The following is an 18,149-nucleotide window of genomic DNA, read 5'->3' on the forward strand; positions in this document are numbered from 1 at the left end:
CCCTCCAAGTAATAGTGTAACATCCATGTATGTACATGGTCTTTTTACACTGTCTACTTAAAGGGGATAATATCAAAGTAGGCTCTTTCTTATGTCTATTTATTTCATTTCAACTTGCTGCCCTACAGCAAGTGTTTTCGGCTTTATATTTACAAAACAAATACTTACTACAATAAATAAAAGTCCGATGAATAAGCTAATCGTAATTGCCTCATGTAAGAAAATTGAACTTACAATAATAGCGATAAGAGGGATAAGGAATGTATAAGCTCCAACTTTGCTTGCTTCACCGGCTCCAACAAGTGTGAAGTAAGCGAGCCACCCCATTGCAATAACAAAGAATGAGATGAATAGTAGTACACTTACAAATGGTATACTCCAAGCGATGTTAGACCAGCTTTCAAATTCTGAACCACATCCGATTAAGCAAAGTCCGCCAATAATAAGCTGAAGTGTTACCATCCAAATGGCATTAACGCGGTGTCCAGTTTTCTTAATAAATACTGTGCCGAGTGCCCAGCCGATAGCACAGCCTAAAGCAAGTAGAACACCGATAATAGAAATATGTCCAGTTAAACTACTAGAGCTAATAACCCCTACACCAATAAATCCAAGAATAAGTCCGAAAATTTTCAAGCCATACATTGCCTCTTCAAGCCAAATCCATGAGAAAATGCCGAGTAAGACAGGTTGGAGAAATACGATTGCGGAGAATAGTCCGGCGGGCATGTATTGAAGTCCGACAGTTTGTAGTCCGTAAAATATAATGATGTTAAGTAAAGAAGAAATAACGTATAAATGCCAAGTTTCTTTTAAATGTAACTCTTTGTATTTCGGTAAAGCGAAAAGGAGTAAAATGAATCCTCCAATTAAAGTTCGAACGCCTGCAAATAAAACGGGTGGTGTATAATGCAGGGCAAACTTAGATAAAGGCCAATTGATTCCCCACATGAAAACGAGAAACGTAAGGATTATGGCTGTCTTAGTTCGAGAAAGCTGTGTCACTGTAAAACCTCCTTGGTGTTATTCATCTCACTATGATATGATATCGACTGTGATAAATAAAATGAATCTTTTTTATAAGGAGTATAAGTGATTAGTTATGACCATTACACAACTGCAAGTATTAATAAAAACTGTTGAGTTAGGTAGTTTTACGAAGGCTGCTCGGGTGTTAAATATGACGCAACCAGCTGTAAGTCATGCGATTTCAAGTATTGAGTCAGAATTAGGAGTTACTATTCTTATACGTGATAAACGAAAAGGATTACTCGTTACGGATGTAGGAAACAGAATTCTTGTACATATTAGAGAGATTTTGAACGGTGTAGAGAAGATTGAACAAGAAGTTGCGATGGAGAAAGGGCACGAAGTTGGGACGATTCGAATTGGGAGTTTTCCGAGTGCTTCTGCGCATTTCTTACCCAAAATGATAAATCTTTTTAAGGAGAAGTATCCGAACTTAGAAGTCGTTCTTTGTGAAGGGACGATTAAAGAAGTTGAAGATTGGTTAGTATCGAGGGTTGTTGATATAGGAATTGTTATTTTGCCTAATAAAGATATGGAGATTGTCCCATTAACGAAGGGGAAAATGGTTGTTATCTTAAGAGAGGATCATCCTCTTTGTAAGAAGGACTCTATTACAATTAGTGATTTAGAGAATGAACCGATCATATTATGTAAGGGCGGATACGAACCACCCATTATTGATATGTTTAAACAAGCCCACGTACCACTTCGGGCTGAGTATGTAATTTCGACCGTTACTACAGCTTTAAATATGATTCAAGAAGGATTAGGTATTGCAATATTAGCTGAATTATCTTTAACGAATTTACCAAAAAATGTGCAAACGAGAGAGTTGGAACCGCAAGTATGGAGAGAAATTGCTTTAGCTGTTCCATCATTAAAGGATTCTTCAATTGCTGTGCAGCTATTTATTGAAGAATTTCAAGCGCTATTTACAGAATAAAAAGAAGTGTCTCATATATCATAATGGGACACTTTTTAATTTGCTTATAAAAAATCTATGAAAAGGATTGACTTATCTTTTTGTTGTAACTATAATGATTACATCGGGGTGGTGATTACGATGAAAATTAGTAGCCGCTTTTCTATAGCTGTTCATATTTTATCTATTTTAAAAAACAATCCATCTTCACTTTGCACTTCAGACTATATGGCCGAAAGTGTAAATACAAATCCGGTAGTCATTCGTAAAATAATATCGTACTTGAAACAAGCTGGATTTGTTTACGTAAATCGCGGACCAGGTGGCGCGGGGTTATTAAAGGATTTACATGAAATCACGTTGTTAGATGTGTATCATGCAGTAAATGTAGTGGAAGAGGATAAACTATTTCATATTCATGAGCAACCAAATCCAGATTGTCCAATTGGCGCGAATATTCAAGTGGTGTTAGAAGTTATATTAATTCAAGCACAATCCGCGATGGAAGAAGTTTTGAAAAATATTACGATGGGGCAGTTGTTTGAATCTTTACAAGAGAAAATGAATGCTTAAAATATTATCTATATTTTTTTATTATTAATGTAACTGTTTTGATTACAACTATAAAGGTAAGGTGTGAAAATTATGACTGTAAAAATGAAAGTATACTCAGATTTTATATGTCCATTTTGTTTTTTAGCAAAAGGTCCATTAGATGAAGTAGCGAAAGAAAAAGATGTAGAAATTGAATGGATGCCATTTGAATTACGTCCAAGTCCATATTCAAAAATAGATCCATGGAATGAGCCAGAAAAGTTAGGTTCATGGGATGCTTTCATTCTTCCTACAGCGAAGAAATTAGGAATCGATATGCGCTTGCCACGTGTTTCACCGCATCCATATACACATTTAGCTTTTGAAGGATGTGAATTTGCGAAAGAACGTGGGCTAGGAAATGAGTATCATCACCGCGTATTCACCGCATTTTTCCAAGAAGAACAAAACATTGAAGATATTGATGTGTTAACAAAACTAGCGGTAGAAGTAGGGCTTCCAGAAGCTGAATTTAAAGATGCTTTAGTAACTCGAAAATATAAAGAAAAACATCAAGAAGCAATTCAGCATGCATATGATGAAGCGAATATTATGGCGGTACCAACTGTCATGATTGGTGATGAAGTCATTCAAGGGCTGGCTAGTAAAGAAACACTACAAAGAGTAATTGATAAAGAAATTGAAAAGGATAAAACAAATTCATTTGAAGGAATGCAATGTAATACGGATGGATATTGCTAATTCGTTTTGCATGAAAGAATCGAATTGATTTGTTTAAATAAAAAAACATACATTTGGAGGAATTAAAATGTCAGCAACTACAACAAATTTAAAAGAAGCAATTGTGAACCGCCGTTCAATTCGTAAAGTAACAAAAAATGATGCAATTACAAAAGAAAGAATTGAAGAAGTTTTAAAAACAGCTTTACATGCACCAACTTCATTCAATATGCAGAGTGGCCGTATGGTTGTATTAATGGATGGAGAGCATGAAAAGTTTTGGGATATCGTAAAAGAAACACTTAGATCACGCGTACCAGCAGAAAACTTTGAGGCGACTGTAGAAAGACTAACAGGTTTCCATGCAGGTGTAGGGACAGTTCTATTCTTTGAAGATCAAGCAACTGTAGAAAAAATGCAAGAAAATGCACCATTATATAAAAATCAATTCCCATTCTGGTCTCATCAAGGTAATGCAATGTTACAACATACTGTGTGGATGCTATTATCTGCTGAAGGAATTGGCGCATCACTGCAACATTACAATCCAATCGTAGATGCTGAAGTAAAAGAAACTTGGAACATTCCAGCAGAGTGGAGTTTAGTAGGTCAAATGCCATTTGGTGAGCCAAATGAACAACCAGGAGAAAGAACGTTCTTACCTACTGAAGATGTAGTGAAATTTTATTAAGAAATTTAATATATAACGAGAAGGAATCTGTTATATACTTATCAAAATGAAAAGGTTAGATAAATGAAAGGACAGTACATATTAGCCATATATGTACTGTCCTTTCGTATGTAATATTTAAACTCTATTGTTGGGAATGTTACTGCAAGAACAATTTCCTCCATATGAATCGATGTCTTTCCTTACAATCAATAATCTATATGCTTATTTTTTTGAAATGACAGTAAACATCCCCGTCATGTTTGGTGAGTAATCTTTAAAATCATATTTTTCATAGAAAGATTCTTTACCTTGTGATGAAAACAAACCAACAAACGCCTTATCCGGGGCATTTCGATTTAAGTATTCAACCAAAATATGCATTATTTCTTTACCAACACCATTTTTCTGATAATCTGGATGAACCACTATATCTTGAATATAGAAATAGATAGCTCCATCGCCAACAATTCTCCCCATACCCACAATTTGATCATTATCTTTGACTGTGATGCAGTGAATAGAATTCTTCAGTGATGTTTCCGCTACTTCAAAATTCATATAATTAGACCATCCAACAGAATCGCACAAATATTTGTACTCTTCCAATGTTGGAATGTTATTTTTAAACTCATATTTTTTCAAAATGTATCCTCCAAGTCCTCAAATTCAACAAGTATAATAAATTCGACATTTTTTTATCTATTCCTCTTACGCAACTGAATTCCCTTTACTTATTAAATTTAGTACAGTTTTCTTATTTGTATTAATTTATAAGAGTTTAGGGAAGAAATATAAAAAATGATCTGGTGAAAAAGGGAGTGGAAATATGAGTGATGAGAAAAAATATACAGTGGTAGGTACTAACGTTGAGGAAGTAAAACGTTTAAATGAAAATTCAGGGTTAACGTATAACCAAGTGAAGGAATTGTTAGCGAAGCAAATGCAAAAAAGAAATGATTAGATTGAAATAATTAAGCTTTTCATTTAGCATTTTTCTAGAGAGAGTTAAGTAATAGATAACTCTCTTTTTTCAATATGAAAAATCTATTAAAGAACAATTTTTAGAGTGGAGGAAACAATATGAAAAAAATGGGGAAAGGTAACGTAGGATATGCGTATGAACAACCACCTAAAAATAAAAGATAGAGTTGAAAAATCCGACATTAAAAAAGAAAAAAAGGATTATGCCCAATTAGTAAGAAAGATTGTCTATAGAAGTTCATAAAATGTAATATATTCAATTTCCATCCATTGAAGGGGGAGGTTAAATCTTAATGAATGAAGTGAAAAATTTTTTTCGAAGTAGAGGGTTTCAACGGTTTCTCGTTTTAATAATATTAGCGCTTGTATTATATGGATTAAAAAGTATGATCAATTTAATTTTAATTACGTTTATACTGACATTTTTAATGGATCGGTTTCAACGTTTTATTTCAAAGAAGTTGAAAGTGAATAGGAAGGTAGTTATTGCTTGTTTATATATAATATTAGTGACCTTTATTGTCACAACATTGTATAAGTATTTACCGGTACTAACGATACAAATTTCACAATTAATTTATCAATTTAAATTATTTTTTCAACATCCACCTGATAATGAGATGATTAGATACGTACTTTCAGCAATTAATGAAATGGAAGTATCAAAATATATTGAACAAGGTGTGGATGTCATTTATCAATCAATAGCTAACATAGGAAAGGTAAGTTTGCAAATACTATTGTCTCTTATTCTAAGCTTATTTTTCTTATTAGAAAAAGAGCGGATTATTTCATTCACGTCTAAATTTAAAGATAGTAAATTAAAGATTTTTTATGAGGAGATTGCATATTTCGGCGAAAGATTTGCAAGATCGTTTGGAAAGGTGATTGAAGCACAGTTTTTAATTGCGGTGGTCAATTGTGTGCTCACTGTAATCGCACTTGTCATTTTAGGATTTCCACAGCTCCTTGTATTAGCTGTCATGGTCTTTCTACTCGGTTTGATTCCAGTTGCTGGTGTTATTATTTCCCTGTTTCCACTTTGTATAATTGCCTATAACGTCGGTGGAGTTATGTATGTTGTATATATACTAGTATTCATTACAATAATCCATGCTCTTGAAAGTTATTTTTTAAATCCAAAATTTATGTCTGCAAAAACGAATTTGCCTGTCTTTTATACATTTATGATTCTCATCTTTTCAGAGCATTTCCTCGGAATATGGGGGCTTATTATCGGGATACCGATCTTTATCTTTTTATTAGATGTACTTGACGTAAATAATGATAAATCGATTAAAAGTAATAAGTGATAGAAATAACCGATGTTGTCTTTTGGTGAAAACATCGGTTATTTCTTATTTTTTCTTTGGAGGAGGTAGTTTTATAAATTTATTTGCAATTAAAGCTATAATAACAGCAGCAAAAATAAACACCGCGATTATGCCAACCCCCATACCTGCCCATCCTCCTATAAGGAAGATACTTATCGGTATGGCTAACAAGCTTAAAATAATAAGAATCAAACCGAGATTCTTATCATATTTTTTGGTTGGAAATAATGTTCGGATGATTAAAAAGAGAAAAAGTATTAATGCCGCTACAGCTAGTAAGAGGATGACAATTGTCCAAGAATCATTCATTAAATCACTCCTTTCTATTATAGATAATATTATCGTTTAAATTGAGGGGGAACTATAAAAATATAAAAAAGCAATCCAATATAAATTGGATTGCTTTTTTGATTGAAAAATATGATTAAAGAACAGGAGCCATTGTTTCTTTCAATACTTGAACAGAATGATCGAATTTTAATTCTTCTTCTTCACTTAATTCAACTTCTAAAATTTCACGAACACCGCCGCGGTTTAAGACAGCAGGTACGCCGATATAAACGTCTTGTTGGCCGTATTGACCTTCAAGATATGCTGATACAGTTAATACACTGTTTTCATTGTTTAAGATTGCTTTCGTTACACGCAGCAGTGACATACCAATGCCGTAGTATGTAGCACCTTTTCGTTCAATAATGTGGTAAGCTGCATCGCGAACGTTTATGAAAATCTCATCTAAATCCTTTTGGTTGTATGTGTTGTCTTTTCCAAGAAGTGTTTCTAGCTTTTGAATACCGATTGATACGTGACTCCAAACAGGAAGTTCTGTATCACCGTGCTCTCCGATAATATAAGCGTGAATGTTATGAGGTCCAATATCGAAGTATTCACCTAACATATAGCGGAAACGAGCAGAATCAAGTGTTGTACCGGAACCGATTACTCGTTCTTTCGGTAAACCAGATTCTTTCCAAGTTACGTAAGTTAAAATATCTACAGGGTTAGTTGCGATTAAGAAGATGCCATCAAATCCGCTGTCCATAATGCTACGAACAATTTGCTTGAAAATTTTAGCGTTTTTCTCAACTAAATCTAAGCGTGTTTCACCTGGCTTTTGTGGTAACCCAGCTGTAATTACAACAAGATCTGCGTCTTTACAATCTTCATAGCTACCTTTCCAAACCTTTGTTGGAGCTGGTGCGAAAGGTACGGCATGGCTTAAGTCCATTGCTTCTCCTTCTGCTTTTGCTTCATTTACATCAACTAAAACAAATTCTTCAGCAACTGCTTGGTTAATCATGCAGTAAGCATAACTACATCCAACTGCTCCTGTTCCTACTAATACAACACGGTTAATACCTTTTTTCATTTCAAAATTCCTCGCAATTTCATTAATTTTATTATGTAAGATAATACGTCTTACTTCTATAGTTTCATATCTATTTTATTACATTTTATAAAAGATATTCAAGTAATTGAAAATGTATCCGCTCAATTACTTGAATGAAACATAGGAATCCTGTTAAACGAATATAATTCAGTAAAATCCTTCATAAAAGGGGAATTGGCATGGGGAAGACATTATCGATGGAAGAAATGCTTCAAATTATTCATGAAGGGCTTGCCAAAACGAATACCCCCAAACGGATTACAATTGCCGGTGCAGGGATGTCTGGATTAGTTGCAGCATCTTTATTAAAAGAGGCTGGACACGAGGTAACGATTATAGAAGCGAATAACAGAATAGGTGGTAGAGTGTATACGATTCGTGAACCATTTAGCGCAGGATTATATTTTAACGCAGGTCCTATGCGTATTCCGGATACTCATCATTTAACTTTAGCCTACATTCGTAAATTTAAACTACCGTTAAACCTTTTTATTAATAAAACTTCTTCAGATATAATGTATACGAATAATAAAATAACGAGATTGGATGTGTTTGAAAAGAATCCAAGTGTACTTGGATATCCAGTTTTAGAAAAAGAAAGAGGGAAAACGGCAGAAGAATTAATGTTAGAAGTATTAGAGCCAATACTTAATTTTATTAAAAAAGATCCTAATAAAAACTGGATTATCATTGAAAAAAAGTATAAAACATATTCGCTCGGTTCATTTTTAACCGAGTATTATTCAGATGGGGCAATAGATATGATCGGAGTACTTCTTGATATGGAAGCATACATGGGAATGTCTTTAATTGAAGTATTACGAGAAATGATCTTTTTCACTTCAACGACGAAATATTATGAGATAACAGGCGGAATGGACGCATTACCAAATTCATTTTTGCCACAGCTAAAGGATAATATTTTTATGTCCTATAAAGTAGAAAAAATAATACAAGAAGATAATAAAGTGATGCTGCAAGTAACACATGAACAAACGTTAAATTCATGTATAGTAACTGGTGACATCGCTATTGTCACAATTCCATTTTCAGCTTTGCGATTTGTAGAAGTCCAGCCGTATCATTTATTCTCTTATTATAAAAGACGGGCAATTCGTGAATTGAATTATATTGCTGCAACTAAAATTGCGATAGAGTTTAAAAGTAGATTTTGGGAAAGAGTGGGACAGTGTGGTGGTAAATCTATTACAGATTTACCGATACGTTTTACATATTATCCGAGTTATGGCATTCAGTCACCAGGGGCAGCTATTGTTATAGCAAGTTATACGTGGGCGGATGAGGCATTAACATGGGATAGTCTCCCGCATAGAGAGCGTATTTGTTACGCATTGAAAAATTTAGCGCAAATTTATGGGAATGTAGTCTATAGTGAGTTTATAACAGGGAAATCTTTTAGCTGGAGTAAGAATACGTATTCTTGCGGAGCATTTACAGCTTTTGAACCAGGCCAAGAGCTAGAATTATTTCCTTATATTGCGTCGCCTGCTGGAAACGTACACTTTGCAGGAGAACATACAACGTTGACACATGGGTGGATGCAGGGAGCGATTGAGTCTGGAATTAGAGTTGCTCATGAAGTAAATGAAAAGTGAAGCTAGTAGATATATTTACAAATTGTTATTCTTTTAATAAAATGATAAATATAAATCGTAATTATTACGATTTGAATACGTTTGAAATAAAGAAATGGATGGTTGATCAAATGAATAAAGTGGAAATTCATATATTAGGTGGTTTTTTAGGTAGTGGAAAATCAACATTATTACAAAATTTATTATTAGCGGAGAAAAAGAAGAATAGAAAAGTTGCTGTTTTAATGAATGAAATTGGTGAATACTCAGTAGATACAGATATTATTGGTAAAGAGAATGTATTAAGAGAATTACTAAAAGGATGTATTTGTTGTACGTTAAAGGAAGAACTTGAAATACAATTACATTCATTATATCAGCAAGAAAGACCAGATGTAATTTACATAGAAACAACAGGCGTCGCACATCCAATTGAAGTGTTAGATGCATGTGTATCACCAATTTTAGCACCTTTCTTAGAGGTGAAATCAATTGTAGTCGTTTTAGATGCAGTAAGATGGCTAAATCGAAGTAGATTAAGTGCAAATGTGCAACAGTTACTGCATGAGCAAATGAAATTTGGTAGTCATCTTCTTATTAATAAATCAGATTTACTAACAGAAGAAGATAAGAACAAAGTACTTGAAGAAGTGAAAGCAATAAATAGTCATGCGAAATTGTTTGAAACAAAATATTGTAATATATATTTAAATGATATAGAAGAAGCTGAACATGTGAGTGCTGGGGAACACGAGACACTTCATGTTAAACAGCATTTACATATACAAACGATGACGTATCAATTTACGAAATCGATTGATCAAGACAAATTATATGAATGGCTTTCGAATTTACCAGATAGTATTTATCGAGTGAAAGGTTTTGTGAAATTCCATGGAGATAAATACCCTCATCTATTCCAATATTCGTTTGGTGTACCGACTTTACTGGAGCAAGATTTTGGTTTCCCGACAAACTTGGTAGTAATCGGGGAAGGGCTAGATAAGAAACAATTGGTTGAAGGGTTAGAGAAAGTAGAAAATAATTAAGTGCTTTTTAGGTAGGCTGCAAATAATTAACTTACTAACTTAAGTTAATTATTTGCAGTTTTTTCGTGATGATTCCTGTAATGAAACAGTAATTTCATTTGAACAAAGGAATATATATTGATTGTATGTCCGTTTCCATTTAATAGGAAGGTGATTATAGATTTGTGCCGAATGTAGAGGATACTACAAGAGTTTTCCATTACCTATCTTACAGTTTATAAGTCATGATTACGGACAGGGGAATTTGGCGTGTTGGATTCTATCAGAAAGTAAAGTATGGGGAGGATCACAATGTCGATAAAAAAACGTAAATGGCTAAAAACGGTGGTTACTGGTTGTGTTTTAGGGTCATTATTAGTAACAGCAGCTTGCTCAGGAAAGAAAACAAGTACTGAGGATGAAAAAACAATTAAGGTAGGGGTTCTTGCTTCGTTAACAGGTCCATTAGAATCATACGGAAAACAAACAGTGAACGGGTTTGAATTAGGATTAGATTATGCAACTGGTGGAACAGGAAAAGTGGACGGAAAGAAGATTAAGTTTGTTGTAGAAGATACGGAAACGAAAGCAGATGTTGCAGTTAAAAAAGCTACGAAGCTATTAGAAGACGAGAAAGTTGATTTTTTAGTCGGATCATCTAGTTCAAGTGATACGTTAGCGGTTTTACCACTAGCTGAAGAATATGAAAAAATTATGGTTGTTGAACCAGCAGTTGCCGATAGTATAACCGGGAAGAACTGGAATAAATATGTTTTTAGAACAGGAAGAAGCTCTTCACAAGATGCGATTGCAGGAGCAGCAGCAATTGCAAAAAAAGATGTAAAGATTGCAACGTTTGCCCCAGATAATGCATTTGGGCGTGAAGGAATTGCCGCATTTAAATCTGGAGCAAAGAAATTAGGTGCAAACATTGTAAACGAACAATATGCGGATACAAACTCAACTGATTTCACAGCGAATATTCAAAATATCATTAGCTCAAAACCAGACTATTTATTTATCGTTTGGGCAGGTGCAAATTCACCTTGGAAACAGTTAAAAGATATGAATGTGGAAGCGCAAGGTATTAAAATTTCTACAGGTGCACCAGATATACCGGCATTAAAAACGATGGATGCATTAGTAGGAATGCAAGGTTTTTCTGTTTATTATCATACACTCCCGAAAAATAAGGTGAATGATTGGTTAGTTGAAGAACATAAAAAACGATTTAATGGTGCGGTGCCAGATTTATTTACAGCAGGAGGAATGTCAGCGGCAATTTCAATTGTAGAAGCTTTAAAGAAAACAAAAGGTGATACAGATGTAGATACATTGATTAAGAAAATGGAAGGAATGGAATTTGATACACCGAAAGGAAAGATGAAGTTTAGAGAAAAAGATCACCAAGCGATGCAGACACTTTATTCTATCACGTTGAAAAAGCAAGATGGTGTTGATTATCCGGTGCCAGTATTAGAGCGAGAATTAACGATGAAAGAGACAGAACCACCAGTTCAAAATAAATAGACTGAATTTTCTGTTGCTTTTGTATAAAGAGGGGATACCCTCTTTATACGTATTTCTTTCATACTTAAAGTTTTAAAGGGAGGAATTTCGTGACACATTTGTTAGAGACGAAAAATCTTTGTGTATCTTTTGGTGACCATCATGTTATTAAAGATGTTAATTTAACGGTACAAAAGGGAAAGCTCATTTCAATTATTGGACCGAACGGTGCCGGAAAGACAACGTTATTTAACTTACTAAGTGGGCAAATTTCTCCAACAAAGGGTGAAGTATATTTTAAAGGACAAGAGATTACAAATTTATCAATTTCAGATCGAACTCGATTAGGAATTGGTCGTTCTTTTCAACTTACAAATATATTCCCAGAGTTAACGGTACTTGAAAATGTTCGTTTAAGTGTTCAATCATTCGTGCAAGATTACTATAGTTTTTTTCCAAGTTCGGCAAAATTTAAGCAACAAGTTGGAGAGGCGAGACGTTTCTTAAAAACAGTATTACTTCAGGAGAAAGAACATGTATTAGCGAAAGATTTAGCACATGGAGAAAAACGAAAGTTAGAGCTTGCGATGTTATTAGCTTTAAAAACGGATGTGTTACTACTTGATGAGCCGACGGCAGGTATATCAGTTGAAGAGATACCGGCTATTTTACAAGTGATTGAAAATATTAAAAAGCATCCAGAGAGCACAATCGTACTCATCGAACACAAAATGGATATGGTACTAGGTTTGTCGGACCATCTTATTGTTTTATTTCATGGCGAGTTATTGGCTGAAGGATTACCAGAAGAAATGATGAAAGATGAGCGTGTACAAAGTGCTTATTTAGGGGGATTATATAGTGGCTCTATTACAAGTGAATAATATAGAGACGTATTTAGATCAGTTTCATATTTTACAAGGGGTATCACTCACTGTTGAAAAAGGGACGATTACTGTACTGTTTGGAAGAAACGGGGCGGGAAAAACAACAACGTTGCGATCAGTTATGGGATTTCATCGGATAGCAAATGGTGAGATTTATTATGATAGTACACAAGTAAATGGATTATCTACACATTTAATTTCAAGAAAAGGAATAGGGTATGTACCAGAAAATCAAGGGATTTTTCATGATTTAACAGTAGAAGAGACATTCGCACTTGCGAGAGGAAAAGGAGAAGAAGTCGACGAGAAAATAGATTGGATGCTCGAGCTATTTCCTGATTTAAAGCAGTTTTGGAATAAGAAAAGTGGGCTTTTAAGCGGGGGACAAAAACAAATGTTGGCCATTTCAAGAGCGTTTATTAATAGTGATGGACTATTGCTTATTGACGAGCCAAGTAAGGGGCTATCACCAATTATGATAGAAAAATTAATGGTAGCAATTTTGAAAATGAAGGAGAAAACGACTGTTTTACTTGTTGAACAAAATTTTATGATGGCTAGTCAAATCGGTGATTATTTTTACATTATGGATAATGGGCGTATTGTGCATAAAGGTTTTATGAATGAACTGCGAGAGGATAAAGAAACATGTCATAAATATTTAGGTATTTCTTAACATTGATACGGGGGGATAGAACGTGGATGTGTTAATTAACTTATTTGTAAACGGCGTTTCAACAGGGATGCTTATTTTTTTATTAGCATCAGGTCTTTCACTTATTTTCGGCCTAATGAGCGTTTTAAACTTTGCGCATGGCGGTTTATTTGCATGGGGAGCTTTTACAGGCGTTTGGTTATTTAATATGACAGGTAGTTATGTATTAGCGTTAGTTGGAGCAGTTGCTATGGGGATGTTGCTTGGTTTTATTTTAGAACGATTTCTTATCAGACCAGTGTATGGAAATCATGTTCGCCAGCTACTCGTTACACTCGGAGGAATGCTCGTTCTTAGTGAGTGCATAAAAATATTTTGGGGACCGAATCCAATTAGTGCAAAGTTACCGATATGGTTACAAGGTAGCTATACATTTGGAGGGGTTATATTAATAAAATACCGGCTATTCGTTATTTTAGTTGGGATACTAATTTACATTGCTCTACTACTACTACTCAAAAAAACAAAGATAGGTCTTATGATCCGCGCTGGTGTAATGGATAAGGAGATGGTTCAAGCGCTCGGCATTAACGTGAAAGCTATATTTTCGTTCGTCTTTCTATTAGGAGCAGGAATGGCAGCGTTAGGTGGATTCTTATTTGCACCATATTCAGGCGTTGTTTTCGCAGAAATGGGTATGCAATATGCAATTTTAGCTTTCATTGTAGTAATAATTGGAGGGTTAGGTAGCGTCCAAGGTTCAGCTATCGCTTCTTTAATCGTCGGATTAGCCGGAGCTTTTACAGCCTATTTTATTCCAGATTTATCACTTGCAATCAATATGTTAATGTTACTGTTTTTCTTAATAGTGAAGCCAACTGGACTTGTTGGTGAAAAGGGGTGAAATGGTGAACAATACATCGAATCGAATTAAAGTATACTTCGGAGTATTTATGCTCATTTGTTTAAGTGTATTTCCGTTCGTAAATGATTCACGGAGCTTGTTAATTTTGTTCACTCAAATCTTTATCTTTGCTATTTTTGCAATGAGTTTTGATGTATTACTTGGATATACAGGAATTGTATCGTTTGGTCATTGTATGTTCTTTGGAATAGGAGCATATGGGGTAGCACTTTTATTTGATCGGCAAGGTGTATCAATAACAAACTTTTTAATAGGTATAGTAGCGGCAATTATCATTTCGGCAATCGTTAGTTATATAATCGGTTTACTTTCTTTACGATTGAAAAGTCATTTTTATGCAATGTTAACCCTTGCGATTTCACAGTTATTTTTTGTACTTGCTGAAAAATGGCGTGGGCTTACTCACGGTGGAGATGGATTTACATTTGGTGTGCCAGATATATTTCGTGATCGTTTTATCTTTTATTATGTAACATTTATATGTCTAATCATTATTTTCATTTTGTTACGTCTTTTCACAAAATCTTCTATTGGGAAAGTATTAAAGGCAATTTCACAAAATGAACAACGTGTTGAAGCGCTTGGGTATAAAGTTCTTCATTATAAAATTATTGCTAGTGTTGTTGCAGGAGTAGTAGCAGCGATTAGCGGTGGTTTATTCGTCATCACATTACGTTTTGTAAATACGACTGTATTTTCAATCGAAATGACGTTAAATGCATTATTGATGACAATGATTGGAGGAGTTGGAACGTTAATCGGAGCCATTGCAGGAGCTGGGATTATTGAATCACTAAAATATTATTTATCAGAACTAGCGACGGAGTATCCGATTTTTGAAAGATGGACGATTATTTTAGGGTTATTGTATATTATCGTGTTACTAGTTTTTCCGAAAGGATTAGTTGGAACGGTTAAGCAGTTGAAGAATGTTAAAAGGAGTAAGAAGGAGAAAAGTGCAGAAGTGGAGCAAAACGTGTGAAAAATCAATTGTACAAAAAATAAAAATCCCTCTTGTAGATTCGTTAAAGAGGGATTTTTATTTGTTTGAAAAGTTTGTAAACAAAGTCATTCTATTACTCAAATAGTTCATCAGGGATATGTTTTATAAAGTTTTGATTCGTAAAAAAATGAACAGCTAATTTCTCTATTGGAACATTTTCAACTGGAACTAATTTATCATTTCTAATCGGTAAAAAAGCTATCCCATTTCCCTCAACAATAAACTCTTCAATAAGCGAATAAGAATCTAACTGTTGAAGTTGATGCTGGGATAGATTGTTTTCTTTTAGAAATTGTATTGTCATATTTCTAAAAGGGCACTTTTTATCGTTACTAACAAAGAAAAGTTCTTTTGAAAAGTCAATGTTACACTGTTCTTTCGCTTTTAATAAGCCCACAGAAATTGAAGTGGTGAATACTTTTTTAAACGCTGCGTCGGGATAATCCTCATAAGTTATGACCATATCAACTTTTTGTTGCTGTAGTAGTTTTTGTAAATGGCTACTACTTTCTATATATATTTGATAATTCCTGAAATTTTCTTTAATACGCATACTTAAATAATTAGTCAAAATAGATTGTGACGTTGCTATTACATAAGAAGAAGCACTAGTTTTAATTTCATCTTTCGCTTCTTCTAAAAGAGCTAATATTTTATTCGTGTAGTCTAATAAAATGTCACCAGAAGGTAACAGGGAAACACCTTTATTATCTCTATGTAGTAATGGAGTTTCTAACTCTTGTTCTAATTTTTTGATTCGCTCCGTTACATTTGGTTGTACATAGCCTAGCTCTTTAGCAGCTTTACTAATAGATCCTTCGTTAGCTACAGTTTTAAATATGATAAGATCATTAATTTCCATTCATTTCAGCCCCTTATACGGTATCATTATAAATGATACCAAACATAATTTATACCTATTTTACGTTAGTCAGTCATCGGTTTATCATTATGTATATAAGATAGAAAGTGAGTGATAAACATGATTGGAATGCAATATAAAGTCATTTTGCCAAAGGATTATGATATGGGGATTATTAGAGAAAGGGTAAAAAAGAATAGTCATAAAACAGATGGTTTTCAAGGATTGAATTTTAAGGCTTATTTAATTGCTGAGGCAGGTAAGGATGGGAATTTCTATAATTGCTATGCACCTTTATATATTTGGAATGGTCATGAAGGGATGAACAAATTTATCTTTGAAGGGTATTACGATAATATTTTACAATCGTTCGGGTGGCAACAAATAAATATAGGTGTTCCATTCGTTGTTAATGTAAGTGATGACTTTCGAAAAAGTAGATATGTTGTTGAATATGTAGGGAGTATTTCTCAAAATAAATCGCTGATTGAGACGCAATTAAATAAAGTAAATGAAAATGTGAAAAACATAGAAAAATGTTTAGGAAATGTAATAATTTATAATCCGGATAAGTGGGGATATAGTCAATTCAGTTTTTATAAGGAAAAGCCTGAAATAGATATAATGGACGATGTTACTATTTATGAGCTTTTACATATTTCACGATGATATGTTGTTGAATGCTAAATTAAGAAAAAGGACTGAAAATGTATGCCTTTTGTGAACGTTTATTATCATGAAAATATATTAAATAAAGAAGAGTTGAAAAAGGTAGGTGAATGTATCCATCTTTCATTAATTGAACATTTTAACATTCCTGAAAATGATTATTTTCAAATGTTTGTACCTTATCAACGAAATCAATTTTTTTATAATCCATATTATTTGTTGGAAAGAGGAGAAATGAGAACTGAGAATATGATTCATGTTTCTATTACATGTGGACCTGGAAGAACAGTGCAACAGAAAAAAGGTTTGTATCAATCTATATCCTTCGAAATTTCAGAATGTTCCAATGTGAAAGTTACTGACATTTTTATTACATTACATGAGACAGCTGCTGAAAACTGGTCATTTGGTCAAGGGATGGCACAATTGGTAAAAATGAAGGGAGAAAAATGATGCATGAACCAATTGAATTTTATATTCCAAAGAAAATGAGAGAAATAGCACCTGTATTTTCTCATTATAGTGAAGAGATATTATTTGAGGAAGTGTGGCGGGATGCCGCTTTAACATTAAGAGAAAGAAGCTTATGTACATTGTCGGCACTAATCAGTCTTGGTAATACAGAACAATTACCATTTCATCTGAAGCTAGCTAAACAAAATGGGATGGTGGAGAATGAATTAGTTGCATTAATAACACATATGGCTTTTTACGTTGGTTGGCCAAAAGCTTTGGCAGCTTTAAATATAGCAATGAATGAAATGGAAAGTTAAGAATAATGATTTTGGGAGATATTTTTAACATATTTCTACTTGCATTACTATCACTTGAGTGGTAAAGTGATAGTAAGATCAACGCTAGGAAGTGATAAAACATGCGTGAGAATACGATAGGATCGTTAATATGGTTACGTCTCATACGATTTACGAACCAAAGTAATCAAATGTCAAATGAGTTTTTAAAACGCTTTGATTTAACGACGGCTCAATTTGATGTGCTTTTGCAAATACGGACTTATCAGCCATTAACACAAATGGAGTTAGCAGAAAAGGTTACCGTTACACAAGGCGGTATTTCTCGAATGTTAACACGTCTTGAAAAAGAAGGATATATTATACGAAAACAAGATTGGAAAACGAAAACAATTAGTCTTACAGAGCAAGGGGAAGAGGCTTTAGAAAGAGCATTGCCAGAGCAACTTGCATTTCAATCATCATTTTTTGATGATGTATTAAATGAAGAAGAGCAGAAAATACTATACGAGTTGATGACAAAAGTTCATAAGCATAGTGAAAAAAAAGAATTACCGAATGAGTAATTTTTTTTTTTTTTTTTTTTTTTTTAAAAAAATAAGACGGCTGAAAGACTTTTGTAACATTTACGTTAGAAAAATGAAAGACCTTCTTGTTAAC

At 33.8% G+C, this 18,149-nt stretch carries 22 protein-coding genes; 17 read left to right on the forward strand and 5 right to left on the reverse strand.

Features of this window, described 5'->3' with window-relative positions; translation table 11 throughout:
• Positions 1-99: 99 nt before the first annotated feature.
• Entirely contained in the window at positions 100-1,005 is a 906-nt protein-coding gene (locus JDS80_RS28610) for an EamA family transporter (RefSeq protein WP_199640604.1), read from the reverse strand.
• A 97-nt stretch (positions 1,006-1,102) separates the two neighbouring features.
• On the opposite strand from JDS80_RS28610, the gene JDS80_RS28615 reads away from it, so the two are divergent.
• From JDS80_RS28615 to JDS80_RS28630, 4 genes are all read left to right on the forward strand, one after another.
• Positions 1,103-1,972: a LysR family transcriptional regulator gene (locus tag JDS80_RS28615; protein WP_199640605.1), complete on the forward strand. Its 870-nt coding sequence runs from the start codon at positions 1,103-1,105 to the stop codon at positions 1,970-1,972.
• A gap of 120 nt (positions 1,973-2,092) precedes the next feature.
• On the forward strand, positions 2,093-2,524 hold the full coding sequence (locus JDS80_RS28620) for an Rrf2 family transcriptional regulator (protein WP_199640606.1): 432 nt from the start codon (positions 2,093-2,095) through the stop codon (positions 2,522-2,524).
• Between the two features lie 72 nt (positions 2,525-2,596).
• Positions 2,597-3,247 (forward strand): DsbA family oxidoreductase, encoded by a 651-nt coding sequence (locus tag JDS80_RS28625; protein WP_071745700.1) that lies wholly within the window; start codon positions 2,597-2,599, stop codon positions 3,245-3,247.
• A 67-nt stretch (positions 3,248-3,314) separates the two neighbouring features.
• Positions 3,315-3,917: a nitroreductase family protein gene (locus JDS80_RS28630; protein WP_071745699.1), complete on the forward strand. Its 603-nt coding sequence runs from the start codon at positions 3,315-3,317 to the stop codon at positions 3,915-3,917.
• A gap of 204 nt (positions 3,918-4,121) precedes the next feature.
• Here JDS80_RS28630 and JDS80_RS28635 read toward each other — a convergent pair whose 3' ends face one another.
• Complete coding sequence (locus JDS80_RS28635) at positions 4,122-4,541, reverse strand: GNAT family N-acetyltransferase (protein ID WP_071745698.1); 420 nt, start codon at positions 4,539-4,541, stop codon at positions 4,122-4,124.
• A gap of 184 nt (positions 4,542-4,725) precedes the next feature.
• On the opposite strand from JDS80_RS28635, the gene JDS80_RS32015 reads away from it, so the two are divergent.
• Both JDS80_RS32015 and JDS80_RS28640 read left to right on the forward strand, forming a co-directional pair.
• On the forward strand, positions 4,726-4,860 hold the full coding sequence (locus JDS80_RS32015; protein ID WP_071745697.1) for a hypothetical protein: 135 nt from the start codon (positions 4,726-4,728) through the stop codon (positions 4,858-4,860).
• A 313-nt stretch (positions 4,861-5,173) separates the two neighbouring features.
• On the forward strand, positions 5,174-6,193 hold the full coding sequence (locus tag JDS80_RS28640; RefSeq protein WP_199640607.1) for an AI-2E family transporter: 1,020 nt from the start codon (positions 5,174-5,176) through the stop codon (positions 6,191-6,193).
• A 45-nt stretch (positions 6,194-6,238) separates the two neighbouring features.
• Here JDS80_RS28640 and JDS80_RS28645 read toward each other — a convergent pair whose 3' ends face one another.
• Both JDS80_RS28645 and JDS80_RS28650 read right to left on the reverse strand, forming a co-directional pair.
• Positions 6,239-6,523 (reverse strand): YesK family protein, encoded by a 285-nt coding sequence (locus JDS80_RS28645; protein ID WP_199640608.1) that lies wholly within the window; start codon positions 6,521-6,523, stop codon positions 6,239-6,241.
• A gap of 115 nt (positions 6,524-6,638) precedes the next feature.
• Complete coding sequence (locus tag JDS80_RS28650; RefSeq protein ID WP_002148741.1) at positions 6,639-7,583, reverse strand: L-lactate dehydrogenase; 945 nt, start codon at positions 7,581-7,583, stop codon at positions 6,639-6,641.
• A gap of 200 nt (positions 7,584-7,783) precedes the next feature.
• Here JDS80_RS28650 and JDS80_RS28655 point away from each other — a divergent pair, with 200 nt between their 5' ends.
• The 7 genes from JDS80_RS28655 (at position 7,784) to JDS80_RS28685 (ending at position 15,185) form a co-directional block, all read left to right on the forward strand.
• Positions 7,784-9,220 carry a flavin monoamine oxidase family protein gene (locus tag JDS80_RS28655; RefSeq protein ID WP_199640609.1) on the forward strand — a complete coding sequence of 479 codons (1,437 nt, stop codon included), beginning with the start codon at positions 7,784-7,786 and terminating at the stop codon, positions 9,218-9,220.
• Positions 9,221-9,330: 110 nt separating this feature from the next.
• Positions 9,331-10,248 (forward strand): CobW family GTP-binding protein, encoded by a 918-nt coding sequence (locus JDS80_RS28660; protein ID WP_199640613.1) that lies wholly within the window; start codon positions 9,331-9,333, stop codon positions 10,246-10,248.
• A gap of 291 nt (positions 10,249-10,539) precedes the next feature.
• The gene (locus JDS80_RS28665; RefSeq protein WP_071745693.1) at positions 10,540-11,757 is read left to right on the forward strand and encodes a substrate-binding domain-containing protein; all 1,218 of its coding nucleotides are present in this window, start codon (positions 10,540-10,542) and stop codon (positions 11,755-11,757) included.
• An 89-nt stretch (positions 11,758-11,846) separates the two neighbouring features.
• Positions 11,847-12,620 carry an ABC transporter ATP-binding protein gene (locus JDS80_RS28670; RefSeq protein WP_071745692.1) on the forward strand — a complete coding sequence of 258 codons (774 nt, stop codon included), beginning with the start codon at positions 11,847-11,849 and terminating at the stop codon, positions 12,618-12,620.
• Positions 12,598-13,299, forward strand: coding sequence for an ATP-binding cassette domain-containing protein (locus JDS80_RS28675; protein WP_199640610.1), 702 nt, complete (start codon positions 12,598-12,600; stop codon positions 13,297-13,299). The genes JDS80_RS28670 and JDS80_RS28675 overlap by 23 nt, the downstream gene beginning before the upstream one ends.
• A 22-nt stretch (positions 13,300-13,321) precedes the next feature.
• On the forward strand, positions 13,322-14,182 hold the full coding sequence (locus JDS80_RS28680; RefSeq protein ID WP_071745690.1) for a branched-chain amino acid ABC transporter permease: 861 nt from the start codon (positions 13,322-13,324) through the stop codon (positions 14,180-14,182).
• A 49-nt stretch (positions 14,183-14,231) separates the two neighbouring features.
• Positions 14,232-15,185 carry a branched-chain amino acid ABC transporter permease gene (locus tag JDS80_RS28685; RefSeq protein ID WP_199640614.1) on the forward strand — a complete coding sequence of 318 codons (954 nt, stop codon included), beginning with the start codon at positions 14,232-14,234 and terminating at the stop codon, positions 15,183-15,185.
• A gap of 94 nt (positions 15,186-15,279) precedes the next feature.
• Here the strand turns inward: JDS80_RS28685 and JDS80_RS28690 are convergent, their stop codons facing one another.
• Positions 15,280-16,068, reverse strand: coding sequence for a LysR family transcriptional regulator (locus tag JDS80_RS28690; RefSeq protein ID WP_199640611.1), 789 nt, complete (start codon positions 16,066-16,068; stop codon positions 15,280-15,282).
• A gap of 120 nt (positions 16,069-16,188) precedes the next feature.
• On the opposite strand from JDS80_RS28690, the gene JDS80_RS28695 reads away from it, so the two are divergent.
• The 4 genes from JDS80_RS28695 to JDS80_RS28710 all read left to right on the forward strand — a co-directional run bounded on the left by JDS80_RS28695 (position 16,189) and on the right by JDS80_RS28710 (position 18,055).
• Positions 16,189-16,737, forward strand: a complete 549-nt coding sequence (locus tag JDS80_RS28695; protein WP_098889888.1) for a DUF4865 family protein — start codon at positions 16,189-16,191, stop codon at positions 16,735-16,737.
• Between the two features lie 42 nt (positions 16,738-16,779).
• Positions 16,780-17,190 carry a tautomerase family protein gene (locus JDS80_RS28700; protein WP_071745687.1) on the forward strand — a complete coding sequence of 137 codons (411 nt, stop codon included), beginning with the start codon at positions 16,780-16,782 and terminating at the stop codon, positions 17,188-17,190.
• The gene (locus JDS80_RS28705; protein ID WP_199640612.1) at positions 17,187-17,510 is read left to right on the forward strand and encodes a carboxymuconolactone decarboxylase family protein; all 324 of its coding nucleotides are present in this window, start codon (positions 17,187-17,189) and stop codon (positions 17,508-17,510) included. The genes JDS80_RS28700 and JDS80_RS28705 overlap by 4 nt, the downstream gene beginning before the upstream one ends.
• 101 nt (positions 17,511-17,611) lie before the next feature.
• Complete coding sequence (locus JDS80_RS28710) at positions 17,612-18,055, forward strand: MarR family winged helix-turn-helix transcriptional regulator (protein WP_001208967.1); 444 nt, start codon at positions 17,612-17,614, stop codon at positions 18,053-18,055.
• Positions 18,056-18,149: the final 94 nt, after the last annotated feature.

It is taken from the genome of Bacillus cereus group sp. N8 (assembly GCF_016483685.1).
In the GTDB taxonomy this organism is placed as follows: domain Bacteria; phylum Bacillota; class Bacilli; order Bacillales; family Bacillaceae_G; genus Bacillus_A; species Bacillus_A proteolyticus.

Bases quoted from the DNA above. Each gene is read 5' to 3' on its own strand.
- JDS80_RS28615 (WP_199640605.1), top strand. From the start codon at position 1,103: ATGACCATTACACAACTGCAAGTATTAATAAAAACTGTTGAGTTAGGT.
- JDS80_RS28620 (WP_199640606.1), top strand. From the start codon at position 2,093: ATGAAAATTAGTAGCCGCTTTTCTATAGCTGTTCATATTTTATCTATT.
- JDS80_RS28625 (WP_071745700.1), top strand. From the start codon at position 2,597: ATGACTGTAAAAATGAAAGTATACTCAGATTTTATATGTCCATTTTGT.
- JDS80_RS28630 (WP_071745699.1), top strand. From the start codon at position 3,315: ATGTCAGCAACTACAACAAATTTAAAAGAAGCAATTGTGAACCGCCGT.
- JDS80_RS32015 (WP_071745697.1), top strand. From the start codon at position 4,726: ATGAGTGATGAGAAAAAATATACAGTGGTAGGTACTAACGTTGAGGAA.
- JDS80_RS28640 (WP_199640607.1), top strand. From the start codon at position 5,174: ATGAATGAAGTGAAAAATTTTTTTCGAAGTAGAGGGTTTCAACGGTTT.
- JDS80_RS28645 (WP_199640608.1), bottom strand. From the start codon at position 6,523: ATGAATGATTCTTGGACAATTGTCATCCTCTTACTAGCTGTAGCGGCA.
- JDS80_RS28650 (WP_002148741.1), bottom strand. From the start codon at position 7,583: ATGAAAAAAGGTATTAACCGTGTTGTATTAGTAGGAACAGGAGCAGTT.
- JDS80_RS28655 (WP_199640609.1), top strand. From the start codon at position 7,784: ATGGGGAAGACATTATCGATGGAAGAAATGCTTCAAATTATTCATGAA.
- JDS80_RS28660 (WP_199640613.1), top strand. From the start codon at position 9,331: ATGAATAAAGTGGAAATTCATATATTAGGTGGTTTTTTAGGTAGTGGA.
- JDS80_RS28665 (WP_071745693.1), top strand. From the start codon at position 10,540: ATGTCGATAAAAAAACGTAAATGGCTAAAAACGGTGGTTACTGGTTGT.
- JDS80_RS28685 (WP_199640614.1), top strand. From the start codon at position 14,232: ATGCTCATTTGTTTAAGTGTATTTCCGTTCGTAAATGATTCACGGAGC.
- JDS80_RS28690 (WP_199640611.1), bottom strand. From the start codon at position 16,068: ATGGAAATTAATGATCTTATCATATTTAAAACTGTAGCTAACGAAGGA.
- JDS80_RS28695 (WP_098889888.1), top strand. From the start codon at position 16,189: ATGATTGGAATGCAATATAAAGTCATTTTGCCAAAGGATTATGATATG.
- JDS80_RS28700 (WP_071745687.1), top strand. From the start codon at position 16,780: ATGCCTTTTGTGAACGTTTATTATCATGAAAATATATTAAATAAAGAA.
- JDS80_RS28705 (WP_199640612.1), top strand. From the start codon at position 17,187: ATGATGCATGAACCAATTGAATTTTATATTCCAAAGAAAATGAGAGAA.
- JDS80_RS28710 (WP_001208967.1), top strand. From the start codon at position 17,612: ATGCGTGAGAATACGATAGGATCGTTAATATGGTTACGTCTCATACGA.